The sequence below is a fragment of the Pseudomonas sp. NPDC090203 genome, from assembly GCF_044746765.1.
GTDB classification, from domain to species: Bacteria; Pseudomonadota; Gammaproteobacteria; order Pseudomonadales; family Pseudomonadaceae; genus Aquipseudomonas; species Aquipseudomonas putida_AD.
Window position 1 is genome coordinate 1 of the sequence record NZ_JBIVCV010000008.1, and the last position, 22,250, is coordinate 22,250.

Sequence of the window (22,250 nt, forward strand, 5' to 3'; positions counted from 1 at the left end):
TGAAGCCTTCGTCTACCAGCACCTGAGCCAGCTCTTCGTCGACTTCCAGCTCGTCGATGAAGTTGCGCAGGATGTCACCGGTTTCCGCTTGCTGCTTGGCCTGGATGTCCGACTCAGTCATCACGTTCAGGGTCCAGCCAGTCAACTGACTTGCCAGGCGAACGTTCTGACCGCCGCGACCAATCGCCTGGGCCAGGTTGTCTGCACCTACCGCGATGTCCATGGCGTGAGCGTCTTCATCGACGATGATCGCTGCGACTTCCGCAGGCGACATGGCGTTGATGACGAACTGCGCCGGGTTGTCATCCCACAGCACGATATCCACACGTTCGCCGCCCAACTCGCCGGAGACTGCCTGGACGCGCGAACCGCGCATACCGATGCAGGCACCCTGAGGGTCGATGCGCTTGTCCTTGGAGCGAACTGCAATCTTTGCACGCGAACCAGGATCACGAGAGGCGGCCATCACCTCGATGAGACCTTCAGCAATTTCCGGAACTTCAATCCGGAACAGCTCGATCAGCATCTCAGGCGCAGTACGCGACAGGATCAGCTGAGGACCGCGGTTTTCGGTGCGGATTTCTTTGAGCAGTGCTCGAACGCGGACACCGACGCGGAAAGTCTCCCGCGAAATGATGTCTTCACGCGCCAGCAGCGCCTCGGCATTGTTACCCAGGTCCACGATGACATTGTCACGCGTCACTTTCTTAACAGTACCGGAAATGATTTCGCCCAGACGCTCACGATAAGCATCGACGACTTGAGCACGCTCGGCTTCGCGAACTTTCTGCACAATGACTTGCTTGGCAGTCTGGGCAGCGATACGACCGAACTCGATGGACTCGATCTTCTCTTCCACGACGTCGCCAACAACGGCGCCCGGATGAGTCTGGGCTACCTTGCTCGGCCAGGTTTCGATGGCAGGATCGTCAAGATCGTCTTCTTCGACGACCGTCCAGCGACGGAAAGTCTCATAGGCACCGGTGTGGCGGTTGATTTCCACACGCAGGTCAACTTCGTCTTCGAAACGCTTTTTGGTGGCCGTGGCCAAAGCAATTTCAAGCGCTTCAAAAATTACACCGGCCGGTACGCCTTTTTCATTCGATACCGACTCAACAACCAGCAGTACTTCTTTGCTCATCGTACGCCTCGCCTTTCGCAAGCCATTGGATCCGCGGGATCCGCGTCTCAGTCAAACGTGGGAATAATGTTGGCTTTGTCGATCAGATCGATCGGCAACAGGTATTCATGGGCATCCACTTGCACCACGACATCCTGCTCCTCCACCCCGCGGAGAAGGCCTTGAAAGTTGCGACGACCCTCGAAGGGCGAACGCAGCTTTATCTTCACTTGTTCCCCGGCAAAGGCTGCAAACTGCTCGATCGTGAACAGCGGGCGTTCCATGCCAGGAGAAGAAACTTCGAGCGTATATTCGGAGCTGATCGGATCTTCTACGTCCAGAACACCGCTGATCTGACGGCTGACGATGGCACAATCGTCCACCAGCACGCCGCCCTCTTTATCGATATAAACGCGCAACATTGAGTGACGACCCTGGGCCGAAAACTCGATACCCCAGCATTCATAGCCAAGGGCCACGACCACCGGGGCCAACAAGGCCTGCAACTGTTCTAGCTTGCTCGACACCTGAACCCCCTCGTGCATGCTGTGCAATAAAAAATGGGCAAAGCGCCCATCATGAAAAACGCCGTCGAAAAACGGCGTAATAGAGTGTCCAGCTAACAAAAAGCCCCTGAAAAGGGGCTCCGCTAAAACTGGTTGCGGGGGCTGGATTTGAACCAACGACCTTCGGGTTATGAGCCCGACGAGCTACCAGACTGCTCCACCCCGCGACAAAGCTGGGGCGGAAGTATACGACCGAACCCGCTCGGGGTCAATCTGACACATCCACCTACAAGAAAGCCCGCTATTGCGGGCTCACTTGTTAATTGGTACCGAGAAGGGGACTCGAACCCCTACACCCTATGGGCACAACCACCTCAAGGTTGCGTGTCTACCAATTCCACCACCTCGGCATTAACTCTTTTTGCAGCCCCAATATATCAGCTGCGAATCCCGTGTTACTTCTGTTCTGGAGCGGCAGGAACGTCAGCTGGAGCAGCGGCTGGTTTCTGTTGCCCTTCCAGGACCGGAACATCATCTGCTGCCGGCTTTTGTTTCACTTCAAGTACCGCTGGATCTGGCAAACCTACTTGAGTCAGCTGGTGAGCTTTCTCTTTAGCAAAGTAACCTAACCCCAAGCTGGTTATGAAAAAACATGCAGCTAGTATAGCAGTAAACTTACTAAGAAAGGTAGAGGAACCTTGGCTTCCGAAGACAGTATTTGATGCACCTGCTCCGAACGACGCGCCAGCGTCCGCACCTTTACCCTGCTGCAGCAATACCAGAGCAACAACGCCCAGCGCACCCAGCAGATGAAGAACGACTACGACTGTTTCCAGCATTTTTCAGTTTCCCGCGGCGCGAATGATCGCACCGAACTCATCTGCATTCAGGGAAGCTCCACCAATGAGCCCCCCATCGATATCCGGCATGCTGAACAGCTCAGCCGCATTGGCCGCCTTCACGCTGCCGCCATATAGAAGCCGCACACCTTGCGCGACTTCAGAATTCTCTTTCGCCAACTGCGCACGAATCGCTGCGTGCACTTCCTGCGCCTGTTCCGGCGAGGCTGTCAGCCCGGTGCCAATGGCCCAGACCGGCTCGTAGGCAACTACCGCATTCACGAAAGCTTCGATGCCGAGCTCTTCGATGATGCTGTCGAGCTGTTGCCCGACAACTTCAAGCGTCTTGCCAGCTTCGCGCTCTTCGAGCGTCTCGCCGATGCAGAGCACCGGCACAAGGCCGCTTGCCTGGGCTGCCGCGAACTTGCGGTTCAGGACCCCGTTACCTTCGCCCATGATCTGGCGACGTTCCGAGTGACCTACAAGCACCAGCTTGCAACCTGCATCAGCCAGCTGAGTCGGCGACACTTCGCCAGTCAGCGCACCCTGCCCTGCTTCGTGTGCGCAGTTCTGCGCACCCACAGAGATCGGTTGCTCTTCAAGGCACTCAACAACGAAGCTGAGGTGCAGACTCGAAGGAAACACTGCAACGTCGACACCGTCGGGGATAGCCATGTTGGCCAACCCCTCGACCAGCTCAGCGACGCTGGCGCAGGTACCGTGCATCTTCCAGTTACCAGCTACCATAGGGCGACGCATGCTGTACCTCGTCGGTCAAAGTGGGCGCAGATGTTACCCAACAGTTTCAACACTGGCAAGCCGAAATCAGGCACAAACTTCAGCAACCAGTTTTGCCAGTTCATCGGCGTAGCCGGCGACCTGTGTTTCGTCCTCGCCTTCGACCATCACACGCACCAGAGGCTCTGTCCCGGACTTGCGCAACAGCACGCGGCCACGACCGCCCATGGCCGCGGTGACGCGATCACAGGCTTCCTTGACGGCCGGGTGCTGCACAGGATCCACGCTGCCGCCTTCGAAGCGGACGTTGACCAGTACCTGCGGGCATTTCTTCAGGCCCTGACGCGACTCGGCCAGGCTTTGACCGGTACGCTTGAGCGCCAGCAATACCTGCAGCGCGGCGATGATCGCATCACCGGTGGTGGTGTGCTGGAAGCACACGACATGGCCGGAGTTCTCGCCACCGACCTGCCAGTTGCGCTCCAGCAGCTCGGCGATCACATAGCGGTCGCCGACGTTGGCGCGCACGAACGGAATGTTCAGGTCCGCCAGCGCCAGCTCCAGCCCCAGGTTGCTCATCAGGGTGCCGACGACGCCACCCTGCAAGCGGCCGCGCTCGTGCAGATCACGGGCAATGACATAGAGCAGTTCGTCACCATCGACGATCGCGCCGGTGTGATCGACCATCAACACTCGGTCGCCGTCGCCGTCGAAGCCAATCCCCAGGTCCGCCTTCTCGGCAACCACAGCCGCCTGCAGGGCGCCCATGTGCGTCGAGCCGCAGTCATCGTTGATGTTCAGGCCATTGGGCGCAGCCGACAGCACGGTGACCTGGGCGCCCAGCTCACGGAAGACGTTCGGGGCCACTTTGTAGGTGGCGCCATGGGCGCAGTCGATCACCAGCTTGAGGCCGGCAAAGTTGGTGCTGGTCGGCACGCTGCTCTTGCAGAATTCGATGTAGCGGCCTGCTGCGTCGTTGATCCGCGAGACTTTGCCCAGGTGCTCGGACTCCACGACGGTCATCGGCGCGTCGAGCAATTCTTCGATCATCATTTCCACTTCGTCAGGCAGCTTGGTGCCCTGGCCCGAGAAGAACTTGATGCCGTTGTCGTGATGAGGGTTGTGCGATGCGCTGATGACGATCCCCGCCTGGGCGTGGAACGTGCGGGTCAGGTAGGCGATGGCAGGCGTCGGCATCGGGCCGAGCAGCATCACGTCGGCGCCAGCGGCAGACAGGCCGGCCTCAAGCGCGGATTCGAACATGTAGCCGGAAATCCGCGTGTCTTTGCCCACCAGGATCTTGCACGCACCCATCTTGCGGAAGGCCATGCCGGCCGCCCAGCCCAGCTTGAGCATGAAATCGGGAGTGATCGGGAATTGGCCTACACGACCGCGAATGCCGTCTGTTCCGAAATATTTTCTAGTACTCATGGGTGCTCCAGATTTCTTATTTTGCCGATTCAACAGCAGCAATCATGCGCACGACATCGACGGTTTGCGCCACGTCATGCACACGTAAAATTTTCGCGCCCTTGGCCATGGCCATGCCCGCCAGGGCGAGCGCACCGTAAAGACGCTGATCCACAGGCTTGTCCAGCACCTTGCCGATCATGCTCTTGCGCGATACGCCCACCAGCAAAGGCCGCCCCAGTGCGTGCAGGGCCTCCATGTGCTTGAACAGGCTCAGGTTGTGGTCCAGCGTCTTGGCGAAGCCGAAGCCGGGATCGAGGATGATCTTCTCGGCCGCGATCCCCGCCGCGATGCAGGCATCCATACGCTCACGCAGGAACGATGCGACCTCGCCCGTCACGTCATCGTAATGAGGCGCGTCCTGCATGTCGGTCGGCTCGCCGCGCATGTGCATCAGACACACCGGAAGACCGGTGGCCACAGCCGCATCGAGGGCCCCGTCACGACGCAGCGAACGCACGTCGTTGATGAGACCGGCACCCAGGCGGGCCGTTTCGCGCATCACAGCTGGCGTCGAGGTGTCCACCGAGATGACCACATCGAGTTCGCGATTGATCGCTTCGACGATGGGCGCAACACGCTCCATTTCCTCGACAGGCGATACCGCACGGGCCCCAGGACGGGTGGACTCGCCACCGACGTCGATCAGGGTCGCCCCTGCCGCAACCATCTCCTCGGCGTGACGCAATGCAAGATCGCGCTGGGCGAAACGCCCGCCATCGGAAAACGAATCCGGAGTGATATTGAGGATTCCCATGACGTGGGTCCGGGACAAATCAAGAACCCGGTTGCCGCAAGGCAACCGGGTCGGGTACAGCGCAGAAGTCATGTCAGGCCTTAGTGTTCAGCAGCTGGACCGCCAATCGGTGTTTCCGGACGCGGGCCGGCAGGAGCAGTCGGCGTGCCGGAATTACCGGTGCCACCCGTCCAGTCCCGCGGTTCGCGAGGCGTGCGGCCAGCCATGATGTCGTCGATCTGCTCGGCATCGATGGTTTCATACTTCATCAGCGCGTCAGCCATTGCATCCAGCTTGTCGCGGTTGTCGGTAAGAATCTGCTTCGCGGTGCCGTAGCACTGGTCGATGATGCTGCGCACTTCCAGATCGATCATCTTCGCGGTTTCACCCGAAAGACTGGAGCTCTGACCGCCGCCGCCACGTCCCAGGTAACCGCCGTCTTCGTCCTCGGAGTACATCAGCGGGCCCATTTTCTCGGACAGGCCCCACTTGGTGACCATGTTCCGGGCAATCTGGCTGGCACGCATGATGTCGTTGGACGCACCGGTGGTCACACCGTCGAAGCCCAAAGTCATCTCTTCAGCGATACGGCCGCCGTACAGCGAGCAGATCTGGCTGATCAATGCGCGCTTGGACAGGCTGTAGCGATCTTCTTCGGGCAGGAACATCGTCACGCCCAACGCACGACCACGAGGAATGATCGACACCTTGTAGACCGGATCATGCTCAGGCACGACGCGACCGACGATGGCGTGACCGGCTTCGTGGTACGCCGTGTTCTGTTTCTCTTTCTCGGACATGACCATGGATTTGCGCTCGGCGCCCATCATGATCTTGTCCTTGGCCAGTTCGAACTCCTTCATCTCGACAATGCGCTTGCCCACGCGAGCAGCGAACAGCGAGGCTTCATTGACCAGATTGGCCAGGTCCGCACCGGAGAAGCCCGGAGTACCGCGGGCGATGACGGCAGGTTGCACATCGTCACCCATTGGCACTTTGCGCATGTGCACCTTGAGGATCTGTTCGCGACCACGGATGTCCGGCAGGCCGACCACCACCTGGCGGTCGAAACGACCAGGACGCAGCAGCGCAGGGTCCAGTACGTCAGGACGGTTGGTAGCGGCAATCACGATGATGCCGTCGTTCATTTCAAAGCCGTCCATCTCGACCAGCAACTGGTTGAGGGTCTGCTCGCGCTCGTCGTGACCGCCGCCCATGCCGGCGCCACGATGGCGACCCACGGCGTCGATTTCGTCGATGAAGATGATGCAAGGTGCGTGTTTCTTGGCCTGTTCGAACATGTCACGGACACGGCTTGCACCGACACCCACGAACATTTCAACGAAGTCAGAACCGGAAATGGTGAAGAACGGCACCTTGGCCTCGCCGGCGATGGCCTTGGCAAGGAGGGTCTTACCGGTACCCGGAGGACCGACCATCAGCACGCCGCGAGGAATGCGGCCGCCCAGACGCTGGAATTTGCCCGGATCGCGCAGGAACTCGACCAGTTCGCCGACTTCTTCCTTGGCTTCGTCGCAACCTGCGACGTCGGCCAGGGTGGTCTTGACCTGATCTTCGGACAGCAGGCGCGCCTTGCTCTTGCCGAAACTCATCGGCCCGCCCTTGCCTCCGGCGCCACCTTGCATCTGGCGCATGAAGAACATGAACACGGCAATGATGACCAGGATCGGGAAGCTGGCGACCAGCAATTGGGTCCAGATGCTCTGCTGCTCTGGCTGCTTGCCTTCGACCACGACGTTGTTGTCGACCAGGTCACCGATCAGGCCGTTGTCCGGAATGTTCGGACGAATGGTCTTGAAGGTGTCGCCGTCGCTGCGCTTGCCTGTAATGACGAATCCGTCGACGGCAACTTTCTCGACCTTGCCATCCTTCACTTGCTGGATGAACTCGGAGTAGTTGAGGGTCTGCGGCTCGTTCGGGCTGGAGAAGTTGTTCATCACGGTCACCAGGACCGCAGCGATGATCAACCACAGGATCAAATTCTTTGCCATATCGTTCAATTAGCTACCCTCTGAAGCGAGCTCCACGCTGGAGCGCGCCTCGCATGATATTCACCGGCCTAACTTACTACAGATCCTACAGGTGTGGCAGGCGGCGTCTGTAACCCTTTGTGAAACATTGACTACAAGATGTTCGTTACGCTTGGTAAATAAAGCCATTTGAAAAAAGCTATTGCCCTTGCTCAAAGTCGGCCGGTGCCTCATAACCGCCCTTGAAACCGCGCCCCAGCAGGTACTGCTCGCGGGAACGGTCGCGGGACGACGTCGGCTTGCGCATCTGCACCTTGTCGAACATTTTGCGCACTTCCTTGTGGTAGACATCGAAGCCTTCACCCTGGAAGACCTTGATGAGAAAATCACCACCCGGACGCAGAACCCGACCTGCAAGGTCAAGCGCCAGCTCACAAAGGAACATGGCGCGTGGCATATCCACGGCGCTCAATCCACTCATATTGGGGGCCATATCGGAAATCACAAGGTCTACTTGCGTATTACCGATAGCCGCGAGGATCTGGCGGAACACTTCATCCTCGGTGAAATCCCCCTGAATGAAGGTCACATCAGGGATGCTGTCCATCTCAAGGATGTCGGATGCGATCAGCCGGCCTTGCCCACCAATCAGACGACTGGTCACCTGGGACCAGCCTCCGGGCGCCGCGCCGAGGTCGACCACGGTCATGCCGGGACGGATCAGCCGGTCCTTTTCCTGGATCTCAAGTAGCTTGTAGCTCGCACGCGAGCGGTAGCCGTCCTTCTGCGCCTGTTTGACGAAAGGATCGTTGAAATGTTCTCTCAGCCAGTTATGGCTGCTTTTGGAACGCTGCGCCACTGGGCACCTCGATGATAAGCGTCGTGATTAATTGGGCGGAGCCACGGGCCGTCGGGTAAAATGGCCACCAATTTTACAGAATCAGACGATAAGGGTCAGATTATGCCGCTCAATAACGAGCAGAAGAAACAGTACAAGTCCATTGGACATGATTTGAAGCCGGTCCTGATGGTTGCAGGCAACGGCCTGAGCGAAGGCGTGCTGGGCGAACTTGAACGCGCCCTGGTCGATCATGAACTCATCAAGGTCCAGATCAAGCTCGAAGATCGCGACGAGCGTCGTGCCGTGATCGAAGAGCTGTGCAAGCAGGGCCGTGCGGAACTGGTTCAGACCATCGGCAAGATGGCGCTGATCTACCGCAAGAACCCTCAGCCAAACAAGCAACTGTCCAACATTCACCGCTACAAGTAACGGTGATTCCGGTCAGCGGCGCGACCTGCGCGCCCTGACCGAAACCGGACACGTCCGGCAAGACCTGCCAATACCGACACATCTGCCCGCGAAACAGGCCACCGCCAGGCGACCTGCACGCAGGCATCGATCAGATGTGCTTGACCTCGACGATCTCGTACTCGATCACACCGCTCGGGGTCTTGATCGCCACGACATCACCTTCTTCCTTGCCAATGATCGCCCGGGCGATCGGCGCGCCGACCGAAATCTTGCCCAGTTTGATGTTGGCTTCGTCTTCACCCACGATCTGGTAAGTCACCTGCTCGTCAGTCTCGACGTTGGCCAGATCCACGGTGGTACCGAAGATCACCTTGCCGGTGTGGGCGATGGTGGTGACGTCAATCACCACCGAGTTCTGCAGACGGCCTTCGATGTCGCGGACACGCGCCTCGACCATGCCCTGCTCTTCGCGGGCAGCATGATACTCGGCGTTTTCCTTGAGGTCGCCCAGCTCGCGGGCTTCACCGATTGCCTGGCTCAAGCGCGGGCGCTCGACCTTGGACAGATGATGAAGCTCCTCTTCCAGGGCGCGAGCGCCCTGAACGGTCATCGGGTATTTGGTAATGCTCATGCGTTGAGTCCTGCATGCAGATCCTGCAGGCGACGAACGGTCTTTTCCGGACCGAATTTCAGCGCCTCGCAGATGGCTTCACCAGCCGCAATGGTGGTCGTGCAGTAGATCTTGTGCTGCAGCGCATTGCGACGAATCGAGTAGGAGTCAGCGATCGACTGACGACCTTCGGTGGTGTTGATGATCAGCGACACTTCGTCGTTCTTGATCATGTCGACCACGTGCGGACGCCCCTCGGTCACCTTATTGACGCGACGGACTTTCAGGCCGGCCGCCTCAATGACGCGGGCGGTGCCGGCAGTGGCAACCACTTCGAAGCCCAGACCGATCAGGTCGCGGGCAACGCCGGCTACCAGAGGCTTGTCGTCGTCACGCACGCTGATGAACGCCGTGCCACCGGTAGGCAGTACTTCGCTGGCGCCCATCTGTGCCTTGGCGAACGCTTCGCCGAAGGTGTCACCGACACCCATGACTTCACCGGTGGACTTCATCTCCGGGCCCAGGATCGGGTCAACGCCAGGGAATTTGGCGAACGGGAAGACCGCCTCTTTCACGCTGTAGAAGTTAGGGATGATTTCCTTGGTGAAGCCCAGCTCTTTCAGGGTCTTACCGGCCATGACGCGCGCGGCGATCATCGCCAGCGAGGTGCCGATGCACTTGGACACGAAAGGCACGGTACGCGAGGCGCGCGGGTTGACTTCGATCACGTAGATCTTGTCGCCCTGCAGGGCCAGCTGAACGTTCATCAGGCCGACCACGCCCAGTTCCAGGGCCATCTTGCGCACCTGGTCACGGACGTCGTCCTGAACGTGGGCCGGCAGCGAGTAAGGAGGCAGCGAGCACGCGGAGTCACCGGAGTGAACGCCCGCCTGTTCGATGTGCTGCATGATCGCGCCGATGACTACGTCAGTGCCGTCGCAGACCGCATCCACGTCCATTTCGATGGCGCAGTTGAGGAAGTGGTCCAGCAGCACCGGGCTGTCGTTGGAGACTTGTACCGCTTCACGCAGGTAGCGCTTGAGCTCGTCCAGTTCGTAGACGATCTCCATCGCGCGGCCGCCCAGTACGTAGGACGGGCGCACCACCAGCGGGTAACCGATGGAACCGGCAGCGCGAATCGCTTCGTCTTCGCTGCGCACGGTGGCGTTTGGCGGCTGCAGCAGGTTCAGGCGCTGAACCATCTGCTGGAAGCGCTCGCGGTCTTCGGCGCGGTCGATGGCGTCTGGGCTGGTGCCGATGATTGGCACGCCGGCTTCTTCCAGCGCACGGGCCAGCTTCAGAGGGGTCTGGCCGCCGTACTGGACGATCACGCCTTTTGGCTTCTCGACGCGGCAGACTTCCAGCACGTCTTCCAGGGTCAGCGGCTCGAAGTACAGACGGTCGGAAGTGTCGTAGTCGGTGGACACGGTTTCCGGGTTGCAGTTGACCATGATGGTCTCGTAACCGTCTTCACGCAGCGCCAGGGCGGCGTGTACGCAGCAGTAGTCGAACTCGATACCCTGGCCGATACGGTTAGGACCGCCGCCCAGGATCATGATCTTGTCGCGAGTCGACGGGTTGGCTTCGCACTCTTCCTCGTACGTGGAGTACAGGTAGGCAGTGTTGGTGGCGAATTCGGCGGCGCAGGTATCAACGCGCTTGTAGACCGGCAGCACTTCGAGCTTGTGGCGATGACGGCGCAGGTTCTTGTCGGTGATGCCCAACAGCTTGGCCAGACGCTGGTCGGAGAAGCCCTTGCGCTTGAGGCGCAGCATCAGGTCCTTGTCGATGGCCGACAGGGCCAGAGTCTTGACCTTCTCTTCGTCTTTGATGAGGTCTTCGATCTGCACCAGGAACCAGTGGTCGATGCCGGTCAGCGCGAAGATTTCGTCGCAGGTCATGCCAGCGCGCATGGCATCGGCGACGTACCAGATACGCTCGGCACCCGGAACGGTCAGCTCGCGTTTGAGAATGCTGCTGGCATCGGCACTGGTCAGGTCCACTTTAGGGTCCAGACCGCAGACGCCCACTTCCAGGCCGCGCAGGGCTTTCTGCAGGGATTCCTGGAAGGTACGGCCGATGGCCATGACTTCACCCACGGATTTCATCTGGGTGGTCAGGCGGGCGTCGGCTTTCGGGAATTTTTCGAAGGCGAAGCGCGGCAGCTTGGTCACGACGTAGTCGATCGACGGCTCGAAAGACGCCGGAGTGCGGCCGCCAGTGATGTCGTTCTGCAGCTCGTCCAGGGTGTAGCCGACAGCCAGCTTGGCCGCGATCTTGGCGATCGGGAAACCGGTAGCCTTGGAGGCCAGTGCCGAGGAACGCGATACGCGCGGGTTCATCTCGATCACGACCATGCGGCCGGTGTCCGGGCAGATGCCGAACTGTACGTTGGAACCGCCGGTTTCAACGCCGATCTCGCGCAGCACCGCCAGGGAGGCGTTGCGCATGATCTGGTATTCCTTGTCGGTCAGGGTCTGCGCAGGCGCGACGGTGATCGAGTCACCGGTGTGCACGCCCATCGGGTCGAAGTTCTCGATGGAGCAGACGATGATGCAGTTGTCCTTTTTGTCGCGGACAACTTCCATTTCGTATTCTTTCCAGCCGATCAGCGATTCGTCGATCAGCAGTTCCTTGGTCGGGGACAGGTCCAGACCACGGGCGCAGATTTCTTCGAATTCTTCACGGTTGTAGGCGATACCGCCACCGGTGCCGCCCATGGTGAAGGACGGACGGATGATGCACGGGAAGCCAAGCTTTTCGAGGACCGCATTGGCCTCGTCCATGGTGTGGGCGATACCCGAGCGCGGGCACTCCAGGCCGATGGCCTTCATGGCCTTGTCGAAGCGCGAACGGTCTTCGGCCTTGTCGATGGTGTCAGCGTTGGCACCGATCATTTCTACGCCGAACTTCTCCAGAACGCCTTCGCGCTCCAGGTCCAGGGCGCAGTTCAGTGCGGTCTGGCCACCCATGGTCGGCAGCAGGGCGTCCGGACGCTCTTTCTCGATGATCTTGGCGACGGTCGCCCACTTGATCGGCTCGATGTAGGTAGCGTCGGCCATGGCCGGGTCGGTCATGATGGTCGCCGGGTTGGAGTTGACCAGAATGACGCGGTAACCCTCTTCGCGCAGGGCCTTGCAGGCCTGGGCGCCGGAGTAGTCGAATTCACAGGCCTGGCCGATCACGATCGGGCCAGCGCCAAGAATCAGGATGCTTTTAATGTCTGTACGTTTTGGCATGGGTTGTCACTCGAATCCTGTGTCAGTCGGCTGAGCCGTCTTGAACATTCTCTGAGGTGCCGGGCGCAGTCGGACGTGGGTCCGGCGCCGCAGCACCTGCTCGCTACAGTCGCAAGTCAGCCGCCTAGCGGCGCTTGGCCATGGCTGTGATGAAGCGATCGAACAGCGGCGCGACGTCGTTCGGGCCCGGGCTCGCTTCAGGGTGACCCTGGAAGCTGAACGCGTCCTTGTCGGTGCGCTCGATACCCTGCAGGGTACCGTCGAACAGCGACTTGTGGATGGCGCGCACATTGCCCGGCAGAGTGGCTTCGTCCACCGCAAAACCGTGGTTCTGGCTGGTGATCATGACCACGCCGGTGTCCAGATCCTGGACCGGGTGGTTGGCGCCGTGGTGGCCGTGGCCCATCTTGACGGTCTTGGCACCGGAGGCCAAGGCCAGCAACTGGTGGCCCAGGCAGATGCCGAACACCGGAATCTGGGTCTCAAGGACGTCCTTGATGGCCTGGATAGCGTAGTCGCACGGCTCGGGGTCGCCAGGGCCGTTGGACAGGAACACGCCGTCCGGGTTGAGCGCCAGTACTTCGCTGGCTGGCGTCTGGGCCGGCACCACGGTCACGCGGCAGCCGCGCTCGACCAGCATGCGCAGGATGTTGGTCTTGACGCCGTAGTCGTAGGCAACCACGTTGTACGGCAGGTCAGCGGCAGCGATTTCAGGATGGCTGTCGGTTTTCAGGCTCCAGACGCTGGAGCGCCACTCGTAGCTTTCCTTGGTGCTGACGACTTTCGCCAGGTCCATGCCCTTCAGGCCCGGGAAGCCGCGGGCTGCTGCGATGGCGGCCTCTTCGGAAATGTTGTCACCGGCCATGATGCAGCCGTTCTGTGCGCCTTTCTCACGCAGGATGCGGGTCAGGCGGCGGGTGTCGATGCCGGCGATGGCGACGACATTGTTGGCTTTCAGATAGTCAGCCAGGGACATCTTGTTACGCCAGTTGCTCGCTACCAGTGGCAGGTCACGAATCACCAGGCCCGCGGACCAGACGCGATCGGATTCGGCATCTTCCGGCGTAGTGCCGGTGTTGCCGATGTGCGGGTAAGTCAGGGTGACGATTTGCTGGGCATAGGAAGGATCGGTAAGGATTTCCTGATAGCCGGTCATTGCGGTGTTGAACACCACCTCACCAACGGTCTGACCGTCGGCTCCAATGGCTTCGCCGCGAAAAATGCTGCCATCAGCAAGGGCGAGTATGGCTGGCTTAGTCAAGAAGACCTCCCGTAATAAAGCCTGAAAGGGCGATCGCAGGTTGTAAAAAAGCGGAATGACGTATAGACACGTCACCCCGCTTTTTTTCATCGAATTATCTGCGCGCTTTTAGTGGACACACTAAAGCTGTAGCTTACAGAAAAAGGGATTTTTAATCCACCGCTAAAACGCCGTTCAGGCTCAAGAATGCGACAGGACATCGCGTAGCGGTTAAAAACTGCGGGCAGGATACAGGGAAAAGCCCCTCTCCGCCCGCATTCTTGCGGGCAATAGACTCTGTACGAAAGTTTTGAGACGAAGGTAAGGCAAGGCGAAAACAGCCGAGGAAGCGGAGTTTACGGTTTGTAAATGAGCATTCCGAGGCTGTTTTCAACGCAGCATGACCGAGTATCAAGACTTTTCGTCAACGCAGATCCAGCACATCCTGCATGTCATACAGCCCCGACGCCTTGCCATCGAGCCACAGCGCGGCACGCACTGCACCCTTGGCAAACGTCATGCGGCTCGACGCCTTGTGGGTGATTTCCAAGCGCTCGCCTTCGGCTGCGAACAGCACCGTGTGATCGCCCACCACATCACCACCGCGAACGGTCGCGAAGCCAATGGTCTCGCGCTCGCGCACGCCGGTGTTGCCTTCGCGCCCGTAGACCGCGACCTTGTTCAGGTCACGCCCCAGGGCCTTGGCGACCACCTCACCCATGCTCACGGCCGTACCCGAAGGGGCATCGACCTTGTTGCGGTGGTGGGCTTCGATGATCTCGATGTCCGCATCCTCGCCCATCACCCGCGCCGCCAGATCCAGCAGCTTGAACGACAGGTTCACGCCGACGCTGAAGTTGGAGGCGAAGACGATCGGAATGTCCTTGCTCGCCTCTTCCAGCAGATGCTTCTGCTCGGGGTTCAGGCCCGTGGTGCCGATGACCATGGCCTTGCCTGCCCTGCGGCAGAACGCCAGGTTTTTCAGCATCACGTCCGGCAGGGTGAAGTCGATCAGCACGTCGAACTCGTCGATCACCTGTTCCAGGTTGCCGGTCAACTGCACACCGATACGCCCCAGGGAAGCCAGTTCGCCGGCATCGGCACCAATCATGGTGCTGCCGGGACGAACGATCGCCGCCGTCAGCCCCGTCAGTGGCGCACGTTCCTGAACGGCCTCCACCAGGTTCTTGCCCATCCGCCCGGCGGCGCCCATCACAGCAATACGTCGCATGCCCTGCTCCTTAGAGGTCGCCGAAGAAACGCTTCACGCCTTCGAACCAGCCACTGGCCTTGGGCGAATGCGAGCTGTCACCTTCCAGGGACGAACGCAGCTCTTCGAGCAGTTCGCGCTGACGACGGCTCAGGTTGACCGGCGTTTCGACCGCCACACGGCACATCAGGTCTCCAGCACCGCCACCACGCACAGGGGCAACGCCCTTGCCACGCAGACGGAACTGCTTGCCGGTCTGGGTACCCTCAGGGATTTTCAGTTTGACGCGGCCGTCCAGGGTCGGCACTTCCAGCTCGCCACCCAACGCTGCATCGGTGAAGCTGATCGGCACTTCGCAGTACAGGTGCTTGCCGTCGCGCTGGAAGATATCGTGCTCGCGCACATTGATCACGACGTACAGGTCGCCCGTCGGGCCACCCTGAACACCCGCCTCGCCTTCGCCCGACAGGCGAATGCGGTCGCCGGTATCGACACCCGGCGGCACCTTGACCGACAGCGTCTTGTACTCTTCGACACGGCCTTCGCCATGGCAGGAATCGCAAGGGTCGGAGATGATCTTGCCGTTGCCGTGGCAACGTGGGCAGGTCTGCTGGACAGAGAAGAAACCCTGCTGCATGCGCACTTGGCCAATACCGCCACAGGTCGGGCAGGTAACGGGCGAGGAGCCTTTCTTGGCGCCGCTGCCATCGCACGGTTTGCAGTTGACCAGCGTCGGCACGCGGATGCTGACGGTCGTGCCGCGCACGGCTTCTTCCAGGTTCAGCTCCAGGGTGTAACGCAGGTCGCTGCCACGCTGGGCGCCCCCACGACCGCCGCCGGCACGGCCGCCGCCGAAGAAGTCACTGAAGACATCGCCGAAGATATCGGAGAAGTTGGCACCACCGCCGAAACCTCCACCGCCGCCCATGCCCTGATCCATGGCGGCATGGCCATACTGATCGTAGGCCGCACGCTTGCTGGCGTCGGACAGCACTTCATAGGCTTCGTTGGCTTCCTTGAACGCATCTTCCGAGGCTTTGTCGCCCGGGTTGCGGTCAGGGTGGTATTTCATCGCGAGACGACGGTACGCCTTTTTCAGGTCCGCCTCGCTGGAGCCGCGCTCGACCCCCAACACTTCGTAATAGTCACGCTTTGACATAAGTTTTCTGCACTCTTGAGGACGTCCGACATAACCCTCCTGAGTTTGCCGAACTCGTTGAGCCCCTTTCAGGCCCGGACCCAACTCACGTCAATTCAACGATCCTGGTCTTGGTTCAACGGCCTTCAACGACCGAGAAAAGCGGCAGAACAAGCCGGGTTGCAGGAGCTTCCGGCTTTGCCACGGGCCTTGCGAACGGGTTCGCAAAACCTTGAAAAAATTCGCGTATTCCAGACACGCCAACGCGGGAGCAAGCTCCCGCGCGGCGACATCCTACCAGCGACCACAAAAAAGTGTTCAACCGGCGATCAAGTGAGCTCGCGCTTACTTGTGATCTTTCACTTCTTCGAACTCGGCATCGACGACGTCGTCAGCCTTGTGCTCTTCCTGGGCGGCCTGAGCACCGGCTTCAGGTTTTTCGGCCTGCTCGGCGTACATCTTCTGAGCAACCGGAGCGGAGACTTTCGACAGCTCTTCGACTTTCGCGTCGATGGCAGCCTTGTCGTCGCCTTTAACAGCGGCTTCCAGGGCAACCACGGCAGCTTCGATCGCGGTCTTCTCTTCGGCGGTGACCTTGTCACCTGCGTCAGCGACCATCTTGCGAGTCGAGTGAACCAGTGCATCGCCCTGGTTACGGGCAGCGGCCAGCTCTTCGAACTTGCGGTCTTCGTCCGAGTTCGCTTCAGCGTCGCGAATCATCTGCTGGATTTCTTCATCCGACAGACCGGAGTTGGCCTTGATCACGATCGACTGAGTCTTGCCGGTGGCCTTGTCTTTCGCGCCGACGTGCAGGATGCCGTTGGCGTCGATGTCGAAGGTCACTTCGATCTGAGGCACGCCACGTGGTGCTGGTGGAATCTCGGCCAGGTCGAACTTGCCCAGGGACTTGTTCGAAGAAGCCTGCTTGCGCTCACCTTGCAGCACGTGAATGGTCACGGCGCTCTGGTTGTCATCGGCAGTCGAGAACACTTGCGATTTCTTGGTAGGAATCGTGGTGTTCTTCTCGATCAGCGCGGTCATCACGCCACCCATGGTTTCGATACCCAGGGTCAGCGGGCTGACGTCCAGCAGCAGAACGTCCTTGACGTCACCGGCCAGTACCGCACCTTGAATCGCAGCACCCATGGCAACGGCTTCGTCAGGGTTGACGTCCTTGCGAGCTTCCTTACCGAAGAACTCGGTCACTTTCTGCTGAACCAGCGGCATACGGGTCTGACCGCCGACCAGGATCACGTCGTTGATCGAACCGACGTCGATGCCCGAGTCTTTCAGCGCGATGCGGCAAGGCTCGATGGTGCGCTGAACCAGGTCTTCAACCAGCGATTCCAGCTTGGCGCGGGAGATCTTCACGTTCAGGTGCTTCGGACCGGTTGCGTCTGCAGTGATGTACGGCAGGTTGACGTCGGTCTGCAGGCTGGAAGACAGCTCGATCTTGGCTTTCTCAGCGGCTTCTTTCAGGCGCTGCATGGCCAGCGGGTCACCCTTGAGGTTCATGCCGCTTTCTTTCTTGAATTCGTCAACGAGGTAGTCGATCAGACGAATGTCGAAGTCCTCGCCACCCAGGAAGGTGTCGCCGTTGGTGGCCAGTACTTCGAACTGGTGCTCACCGTCGACTTCAGCGATTTCGATGACCGAAACGTCGAAAGTACCGCCACCCAGGTCATAAACGATGACAGTGTGGTCGCCCTTCGCCTTGTCCATACCGTAGGCCAGAGCGGCTGCGGTTGGTTCGTTGATGATACGTTTCACGTCCAGGCCAGCAATACGGCCGGCGTCTTTGGTCGCCTGGCGCTGGCTGTCGTTGAAGTAGGCCGGAACGGTGATGACCGCTTCGGTAACGGACTCACCGAGGTAGTCTTCGGCGGTCTTCTTCATCTTCTTCAGGATTTCAGCGGAAATCTGAGGAGGCGACATCTTCTTGTCGTTGACCGAAACCCAGGCGTCGCCGTTGTCGGCCTTGGCGATGGTGTAAGGCACCATCTTGATGTCTTTCTGCACGACTTCTTCGTCGAACTTGCGACCGATCAGACGCTTTACCGCGTACAGGGTGTTGTGCGGGTTGGTGACCGCCTGGCGCTTGGCCGACTGGCCTACCAGGGTTTCGCCGTCGTTGGCGTAAGCGATGATCGAAGGCGTGGTACGTGCGCCTTCAGCGTTTTCGATGACCTTCGCAACACCGTTTTCCAGAACCGAGACGCAGGAGTTGGTGGTCCCCAGGTCGATACCGATAATCTTGCCCATGTTTGACTCTCCCGAAACTTTGAATTTGGTTGCCGCAACTGCGTTTACAAATTGCGGTAATTCTTTAAACCATGGCCCTTAGATGGGGCCCGTTCAGCTGATTTCAAGCCTGCTCGTCAATTGACGGTGCAACAGGCGACGGTGCCTTGCTGACCACGACCATGGCCGGGCGCAGCAGACGACCGTTGAGCTGATAACCCTTCTGGAACACCTTGAGCACACTATTGGGCTCGACGTCGGCGCTTTCCTGCATGGCCATCGCCTGGTGGTGCTCGGCGTTGAACGGCTGGCCGTGCGGGTCGATGGCTTCCAGCTGGTAGCGCTTGAGGGTGTCGCCGAACATTTTCAGGGTCAGCTCGATGCCTTCACGCATCGGGCGGATGCTCTCGTCGTCCGGATTGGACAGGTCCAGGCCACGCTCCAGGCTGTCGACGATCGGCAGCAAGTCGCTTGCGAACTTCTCCAGCGCGAATTTGTGGGCCTTCTCGACGTCCTGCTCGGCGCGGCGGCGGACGTTCTGCAGATCCGCAGCGACACGCAGGGACTGGTCCTTCGCTGCGGCCAGTTGCTCTTCGAGCACTTGTACGCGGGTTGCCAAATCTTCTCCGGACGCCGCGTCTGCAGCCTGATCCTGAGCCTGCGTATCCGGGTTCTGTTCGTCAGCCATTGTTCTCTCCTCCAAATTACGTCCGTGAGCTCAACTCACGCTTCTGCCCGGCTATATGGGGCCTTAATTTTCGGCTTCAAGGGCATTCGGTGCAGGATCAGGCGAAAGACCCTACAAATTTTCCGACATGGCGTTTTTCCAGTCGTTACCAGCGATTGATGATTGGTGGTGCTAAAAACATCCCTCCAACCTGCCAAATCGAGCTAAGCACGGGCATTGTCAGCCCGAAGCAAAACACTGTATAAATAACCAGACAATTTCTTGGGAGCCGCCCCTATGCTGGTGCACCTGTCCATCCACAACTACGCCATCGTTGAACACCTCGATCTGGAACTGGATCGCGGCATGAGCGTGATCACCGGGGAAACCGGGGCCGGCAAGTCGATCATGCTCGACGCGCTGGGCCTGACCCTGGGCGATCGCGCCGACAGCGGCGTGGTCAGGCCGGGCGCCGACAAGGCCGACATCCTCGCCACCTTCGACGTCTCCGACATTCCGGAAGCGCAGGCGTGGCTCTCCGAGCGCGATCTGGAAACCGACGGGCCGTGCATCCTGCGCCGGGTCATCACCGCCGAAGGCCGTTCCCGCGCCTATATAAATGGCACGCCATGCCCGCAAGGTGACCTGAAAGCGCTGGGCGAGCTGTTGATCGACATCCATAGCCAGCACGAGCATCAGTCGCTGCTCAAGACCGACACCCATCGCCGCCTGCTGGACGAATACGCCGGGGCCACCGACCTCGCTCGCCAGGTACACCTTGCGGCCCAGCGCTGGCGCCAGACCCGCCAGGAACTGGAACGCCTGGCCAACTCCGGTGACGAACAGCGCGCCAAGCATCAGTTGCTCAGCTACCAGCTCGAAGAACTTGAAGGCCTGAGCCTGGGCGAAAACGAGCTGGAGCATCTGGAGCAGGAACACACCACCCTGACCAACGCCGAAAGCCTGCTGGGCATTTGCCGACAGGTGGTCGAACTGTGCAGCGAAAGCGATTCAGGCAACGCACTGAACGCGCTGACCGCCAGCCTCAACCGCCTGACCAGTGTGAACAACTCGCCGGATGCCCTGAACGAGGCGACCAACCTGCTCTCCAGTGCGCAGATTCAGGTCGAGGAAGCGGTCGGTGAAATCAACCGGTTTCTTGATCGTTTCGAGGCCGATCCGGCGCGCCTGCAACAAATCGAAGAACGCCTGGACACCATCTACACCCTGGCGCGCAAACACCGGGTCCAGCCGACCGAAGTTCCGGCGCTGCATCAGAAACTGCTGGATGAAATCGAAACCCTCAACGCTAACGACGAGGCCATCGAACGCCTGGAGCACGAACTGGGCTCCTACGCGCGTCATTACCAGGAAAAGGCCCGGGAACTGAGCGACCTGCGCCACCGCGCAGCGCCTGAACTGGCCCATGCAGTTGAAACCGAGATTCAGCGCCTGGGCATGCCCGGCGGACGGTTCAACATCGAGCTGCGGCAGAACGCCGACAAGGAACTGTCACCCCACGGGCTTGAGCTGGTCGAGTTGCTGGTCAGCGCCAACCCCGGGCAGCCGATCAAGGCACTGGCGAAAGTCGCGTCAGGGGGCGAACTGTCACGGATCAGCCTGGCGATACAGGTCATCACGGCGCAGACCTCGCGCATTCCGACCCTGGTGTTCGACGAAGTGGACGTCGGCATCGGCGGCCCGACCGCAGAAATCGTCGGGCAACTGCTGCGCAGGCTGGGCGAACGCGGCCAGGTCATGACCGTGACCCACCTGCCCCAGGTCGCCGCCCAAGGGCATCAGCACCTGTTCGTGCACAAGGTCCGTGAAGCCGAGGCCACACGAACTGCCGTATCGAAGCTGAGCAAGGCCGAGCGAGTCGAAGAAGTGGCGCGGATGCTCGGCGGCATCGACCTGACCAAGGAATCCCTGGCCCACGCGAAGAAGATGGTGGTGGCAGCAAAATCCTGAACGTAGCAGCACGGCTTGCCGGCGGGGCGGTGTGCCTGTGACGAAGAATTCGCCTGACCCACCGCTCCCGCCGGCAAGCCGTGCTGCTACAGGATCAGAGCAGATACGACCAAAGGGGCAAACTCCCGAAAACGACAAAGGCGACCCTGAGGTCGCCTTTGTTTTGTTTCAAAAAAAGACTTACGCCTTTTTCTTGCGTACGTAGAGCACAAGATTGTGATCCACCAGCTCGAAGCCGTGTTCGGCGACGATCTGCTTCTGAAGCTCTTCGATGCCCTTGTGGAAGAACTCGATCACTTCACCGGAATCCACGTTGACCATATGGTCGTGGTGGCCTCCGTCGGCCAGTTCGAATACGGCGTGACCGCCGTCGAAGTTGTGGCGAACCACCAACCCGGCTGCTTCGAACTGAGTCAAAACACGGTAAACCGTCGCCAGACCGACGTCCTCGTTGGCCTCCATAAGCGCCTTGTAGACGTCTTCCGCGCTCATGTGGCGCTGCTCTGCAGAATCGAGCATTTGAAGGATCTTGACCCGTGGCAGGGTCACTTTAAGTCCAGCTTTGCGTAGTTCGCTATTTTCAACCATGGTCAGCTTTCTCGCAGACGCTGCTTCGCAGCTTCTCTTAATGCAGGTATGATCGGGGTTTACGTTGTCCCAGCCAAGATAGTGGAAGTCGCCCACCGATGCAAAACACCAAGCTCTTGCTAACCAGTTTCACCTTCGTGGGACTGCTCGCACTCGCCGGTTGTTCATTCCCCGGGGTTTATAAAATCGACATCCAACAGGGCAATGTCGTCACGCAGGACATGATAGACCAGTTAAGGCCCGGAATGACCCGTCGGCAAGTAAGGTTTATCATGGGTAACCCCCTGCTGACCGACACGTTCCACCCTGAGCGCTGGGACTACCTGTACAGTCTTCAGCCAGGTGGCGGTGAACGCCAGCAGGAACGCATCAGCCTGACCTTCAACGGCAATGACCAGTTGGCCAGCCTTTCCGGTGACTTCAAGCCAGGCGTGAGCCGCGACGAAGCCATCCTCGGCAAAGGCAGCGATACCACTGTCACCCCCGAAAACACTGGGGAACAGCCGAAGAAAGAAGAGCCGCCAAAGCCAGGATCGCTGCTCGAGCAGATCCAGAACGACGTCGACAAGGTCGAAACCGTTCCGGTCCCGAACCAGGAACCGCTGGACACCAATCCACGCTGATTCCGCGCTGCACCGCCCCTTCCCCCTCCGGGAAGGCGGCACAAAAAAACCCGGCCAGCCCGGGTTTTTTT

General features: G+C 59.8%; 19 protein-coding genes and 2 tRNA genes. 3 read left to right on the forward strand and 18 right to left on the reverse strand.

Annotation, left to right across the window (positions count from 1 at the left end; all coding sequences use genetic code 11):
- The 10 genes from nusA to rlmE all read right to left on the reverse strand — a co-directional run.
- Nucleotides 1-1,141 (reverse strand): transcription termination factor NusA (gene nusA, locus ACIPO9_RS15140; protein WP_400781802.1); only part of this gene is annotated, 1,141 nt, incomplete at its 3' end.
- Between the two features lie 47 nt (nucleotides 1,142-1,188).
- A complete protein-coding gene (gene rimP, locus ACIPO9_RS15145) occupies nucleotides 1,189-1,647 on the reverse strand; it encodes a ribosome maturation factor RimP (protein WP_274135940.1) in 459 nt (152 codons plus the stop codon).
- Nucleotides 1,648-1,776: 129 nt separating this feature from the next.
- A tRNA-Met gene (locus tag ACIPO9_RS15150) sits at nucleotides 1,777-1,853 on the reverse strand.
- A 97-nt stretch (nucleotides 1,854-1,950) separates the two neighbouring features.
- A tRNA-Leu gene (locus ACIPO9_RS15155) sits at nucleotides 1,951-2,036 on the reverse strand.
- Between the two features lie 45 nt (nucleotides 2,037-2,081).
- Nucleotides 2,082-2,465 (reverse strand): preprotein translocase subunit SecG, encoded by a 384-nt coding sequence (gene secG, locus ACIPO9_RS15160; RefSeq protein WP_274135919.1) that lies wholly within the window; start codon nucleotides 2,463-2,465, stop codon nucleotides 2,082-2,084.
- A 3-nt stretch (nucleotides 2,466-2,468) separates the two neighbouring features.
- Nucleotides 2,469-3,224, reverse strand: coding sequence for a triose-phosphate isomerase (gene tpiA / locus ACIPO9_RS15165; RefSeq protein WP_274135921.1), 756 nt, complete (start codon nucleotides 3,222-3,224; stop codon nucleotides 2,469-2,471).
- Between the two features lie 66 nt (nucleotides 3,225-3,290).
- The gene (gene glmM, locus ACIPO9_RS15170; RefSeq protein WP_274135922.1) at nucleotides 3,291-4,634 is read right to left on the reverse strand and encodes a phosphoglucosamine mutase; all 1,344 of its coding nucleotides are present in this window, start codon (nucleotides 4,632-4,634) and stop codon (nucleotides 3,291-3,293) included.
- Nucleotides 4,635-4,650: 16 nt separating this feature from the next.
- Nucleotides 4,651-5,502, reverse strand: a complete 852-nt coding sequence (gene folP / locus ACIPO9_RS15175) for a dihydropteroate synthase (protein WP_400781804.1) — start codon at nucleotides 5,500-5,502, stop codon at nucleotides 4,651-4,653.
- 8 nt (nucleotides 5,503-5,510) lie between these two features.
- Complete coding sequence (gene ftsH / locus ACIPO9_RS15180; protein ID WP_274135924.1) at nucleotides 5,511-7,421, reverse strand: ATP-dependent zinc metalloprotease FtsH; 1,911 nt, start codon at nucleotides 7,419-7,421, stop codon at nucleotides 5,511-5,513.
- Between the two features lie 178 nt (nucleotides 7,422-7,599).
- Nucleotides 7,600-8,259, reverse strand: a complete 660-nt coding sequence (gene rlmE, locus ACIPO9_RS15185) for a 23S rRNA (uridine(2552)-2'-O)-methyltransferase RlmE (RefSeq protein ID WP_274135925.1) — start codon at nucleotides 8,257-8,259, stop codon at nucleotides 7,600-7,602.
- Between the two features lie 102 nt (nucleotides 8,260-8,361).
- On the opposite strand from rlmE, the gene yhbY reads away from it, so the two are divergent.
- Nucleotides 8,362-8,670 (forward strand): ribosome assembly RNA-binding protein YhbY, encoded by a 309-nt coding sequence (gene yhbY, locus ACIPO9_RS15190; protein ID WP_274135926.1) that lies wholly within the window; start codon nucleotides 8,362-8,364, stop codon nucleotides 8,668-8,670.
- A gap of 130 nt (nucleotides 8,671-8,800) precedes the next feature.
- Here yhbY and greA read toward each other — a convergent pair whose 3' ends face one another.
- The 7 genes from greA to grpE all read right to left on the reverse strand — a co-directional run bounded on the left by greA (nucleotide 8,801) and on the right by grpE (nucleotide 19,018).
- Nucleotides 8,801-9,277: a transcription elongation factor GreA gene (gene greA, locus ACIPO9_RS15195; protein WP_274135942.1), complete on the reverse strand. Its 477-nt coding sequence runs from the start codon at nucleotides 9,275-9,277 to the stop codon at nucleotides 8,801-8,803.
- Nucleotides 9,278-9,279: 2 nt separating this feature from the next.
- Entirely contained in the window at nucleotides 9,280-12,501 is a 3,222-nt protein-coding gene (gene carB, locus ACIPO9_RS15200) for a carbamoyl-phosphate synthase large subunit (protein ID WP_400781806.1), read from the reverse strand.
- Nucleotides 12,502-12,625: 124 nt separating this feature from the next.
- Entirely contained in the window at nucleotides 12,626-13,762 is a 1,137-nt protein-coding gene (gene carA, locus ACIPO9_RS15205; RefSeq protein ID WP_400781809.1) for a glutamine-hydrolyzing carbamoyl-phosphate synthase small subunit, read from the reverse strand.
- A gap of 403 nt (nucleotides 13,763-14,165) precedes the next feature.
- Nucleotides 14,166-14,972, reverse strand: coding sequence for a 4-hydroxy-tetrahydrodipicolinate reductase (gene dapB / locus ACIPO9_RS15210; RefSeq protein WP_400781812.1), 807 nt, complete (start codon nucleotides 14,970-14,972; stop codon nucleotides 14,166-14,168).
- 10 nt (nucleotides 14,973-14,982) lie between these two features.
- The gene (gene dnaJ, locus ACIPO9_RS15215) at nucleotides 14,983-16,110 is read right to left on the reverse strand and encodes a molecular chaperone DnaJ (RefSeq protein WP_274135930.1); all 1,128 of its coding nucleotides are present in this window, start codon (nucleotides 16,108-16,110) and stop codon (nucleotides 14,983-14,985) included.
- Nucleotides 16,111-16,434: 324 nt separating this feature from the next.
- The gene (dnaK, locus tag ACIPO9_RS15220; RefSeq protein ID WP_274135931.1) at nucleotides 16,435-18,351 is read right to left on the reverse strand and encodes a molecular chaperone DnaK; all 1,917 of its coding nucleotides are present in this window, start codon (nucleotides 18,349-18,351) and stop codon (nucleotides 16,435-16,437) included.
- Nucleotides 18,352-18,454: 103 nt separating this feature from the next.
- Nucleotides 18,455-19,018: a nucleotide exchange factor GrpE gene (grpE, locus tag ACIPO9_RS15225; protein WP_400605242.1), complete on the reverse strand. Its 564-nt coding sequence runs from the start codon at nucleotides 19,016-19,018 to the stop codon at nucleotides 18,455-18,457.
- A 276-nt stretch (nucleotides 19,019-19,294) separates the two neighbouring features.
- Here grpE and recN point away from each other — a divergent pair, with 276 nt between their 5' ends.
- Nucleotides 19,295-20,968 (forward strand): DNA repair protein RecN, encoded by a 1,674-nt coding sequence (gene recN / locus ACIPO9_RS15230; RefSeq protein ID WP_274135933.1) that lies wholly within the window; start codon nucleotides 19,295-19,297, stop codon nucleotides 20,966-20,968.
- Nucleotides 20,969-21,148: 180 nt separating this feature from the next.
- Here recN and fur read toward each other — a convergent pair whose 3' ends face one another.
- On the reverse strand, nucleotides 21,149-21,556 hold the full coding sequence (gene fur / locus ACIPO9_RS15235; protein ID WP_108237931.1) for a ferric iron uptake transcriptional regulator: 408 nt from the start codon (nucleotides 21,554-21,556) through the stop codon (nucleotides 21,149-21,151).
- A 98-nt stretch (nucleotides 21,557-21,654) separates the two neighbouring features.
- On the opposite strand from fur, the gene ACIPO9_RS15240 reads away from it, so the two are divergent.
- Nucleotides 21,655-22,179 (forward strand): outer membrane protein assembly factor BamE, encoded by a 525-nt coding sequence (locus tag ACIPO9_RS15240; protein ID WP_274135934.1) that lies wholly within the window; start codon nucleotides 21,655-21,657, stop codon nucleotides 22,177-22,179.
- Nucleotides 22,180-22,250 lie beyond the last annotated feature (71 nt).

Coding starts and splice junctions, on each gene's coding strand:
- grpE (WP_400605242.1), bottom strand. CDS start 19,018: ATGGCTGACGAACAGAACCCGGATACGCAGGCTCAGGATCAGGCTGCA.
- ACIPO9_RS15240 (WP_274135934.1), top strand. CDS start 21,655: ATGCAAAACACCAAGCTCTTGCTAACCAGTTTCACCTTCGTGGGACTG.
- yhbY (WP_274135926.1), top strand. CDS start 8,362: ATGCCGCTCAATAACGAGCAGAAGAAACAGTACAAGTCCATTGGACAT.
- glmM (WP_274135922.1), bottom strand. CDS start 4,634: ATGAGTACTAGAAAATATTTCGGAACAGACGGCATTCGCGGTCGTGTA.
- dapB (WP_400781812.1), bottom strand. CDS start 14,972: ATGCGACGTATTGCTGTGATGGGCGCCGCCGGGCGGATGGGCAAGAAC.
- carB (WP_400781806.1), bottom strand. CDS start 12,501: ATGCCAAAACGTACAGACATTAAAAGCATCCTGATTCTTGGCGCTGGC.
- secG (WP_274135919.1), bottom strand. CDS start 2,465: ATGCTGGAAACAGTCGTAGTCGTTCTTCATCTGCTGGGTGCGCTGGGC.
- ftsH (WP_274135924.1), bottom strand. CDS start 7,421: ATGGCAAAGAATTTGATCCTGTGGTTGATCATCGCTGCGGTCCTGGTG.
- fur (WP_108237931.1), bottom strand. CDS start 21,556: ATGGTTGAAAATAGCGAACTACGCAAAGCTGGACTTAAAGTGACCCTG.
- dnaJ (WP_274135930.1), bottom strand. CDS start 16,110: ATGTCAAAGCGTGACTATTACGAAGTGTTGGGGGTCGAGCGCGGCTCC.
- recN (WP_274135933.1), top strand. CDS start 19,295: ATGCTGGTGCACCTGTCCATCCACAACTACGCCATCGTTGAACACCTC.
- folP (WP_400781804.1), bottom strand. CDS start 5,502: ATGACTTCTGCGCTGTACCCGACCCGGTTGCCTTGCGGCAACCGGGTT.
- tpiA (WP_274135921.1), bottom strand. CDS start 3,224: ATGCGTCGCCCTATGGTAGCTGGTAACTGGAAGATGCACGGTACCTGC.
- dnaK (WP_274135931.1), bottom strand. CDS start 18,351: ATGGGCAAGATTATCGGTATCGACCTGGGGACCACCAACTCCTGCGTC.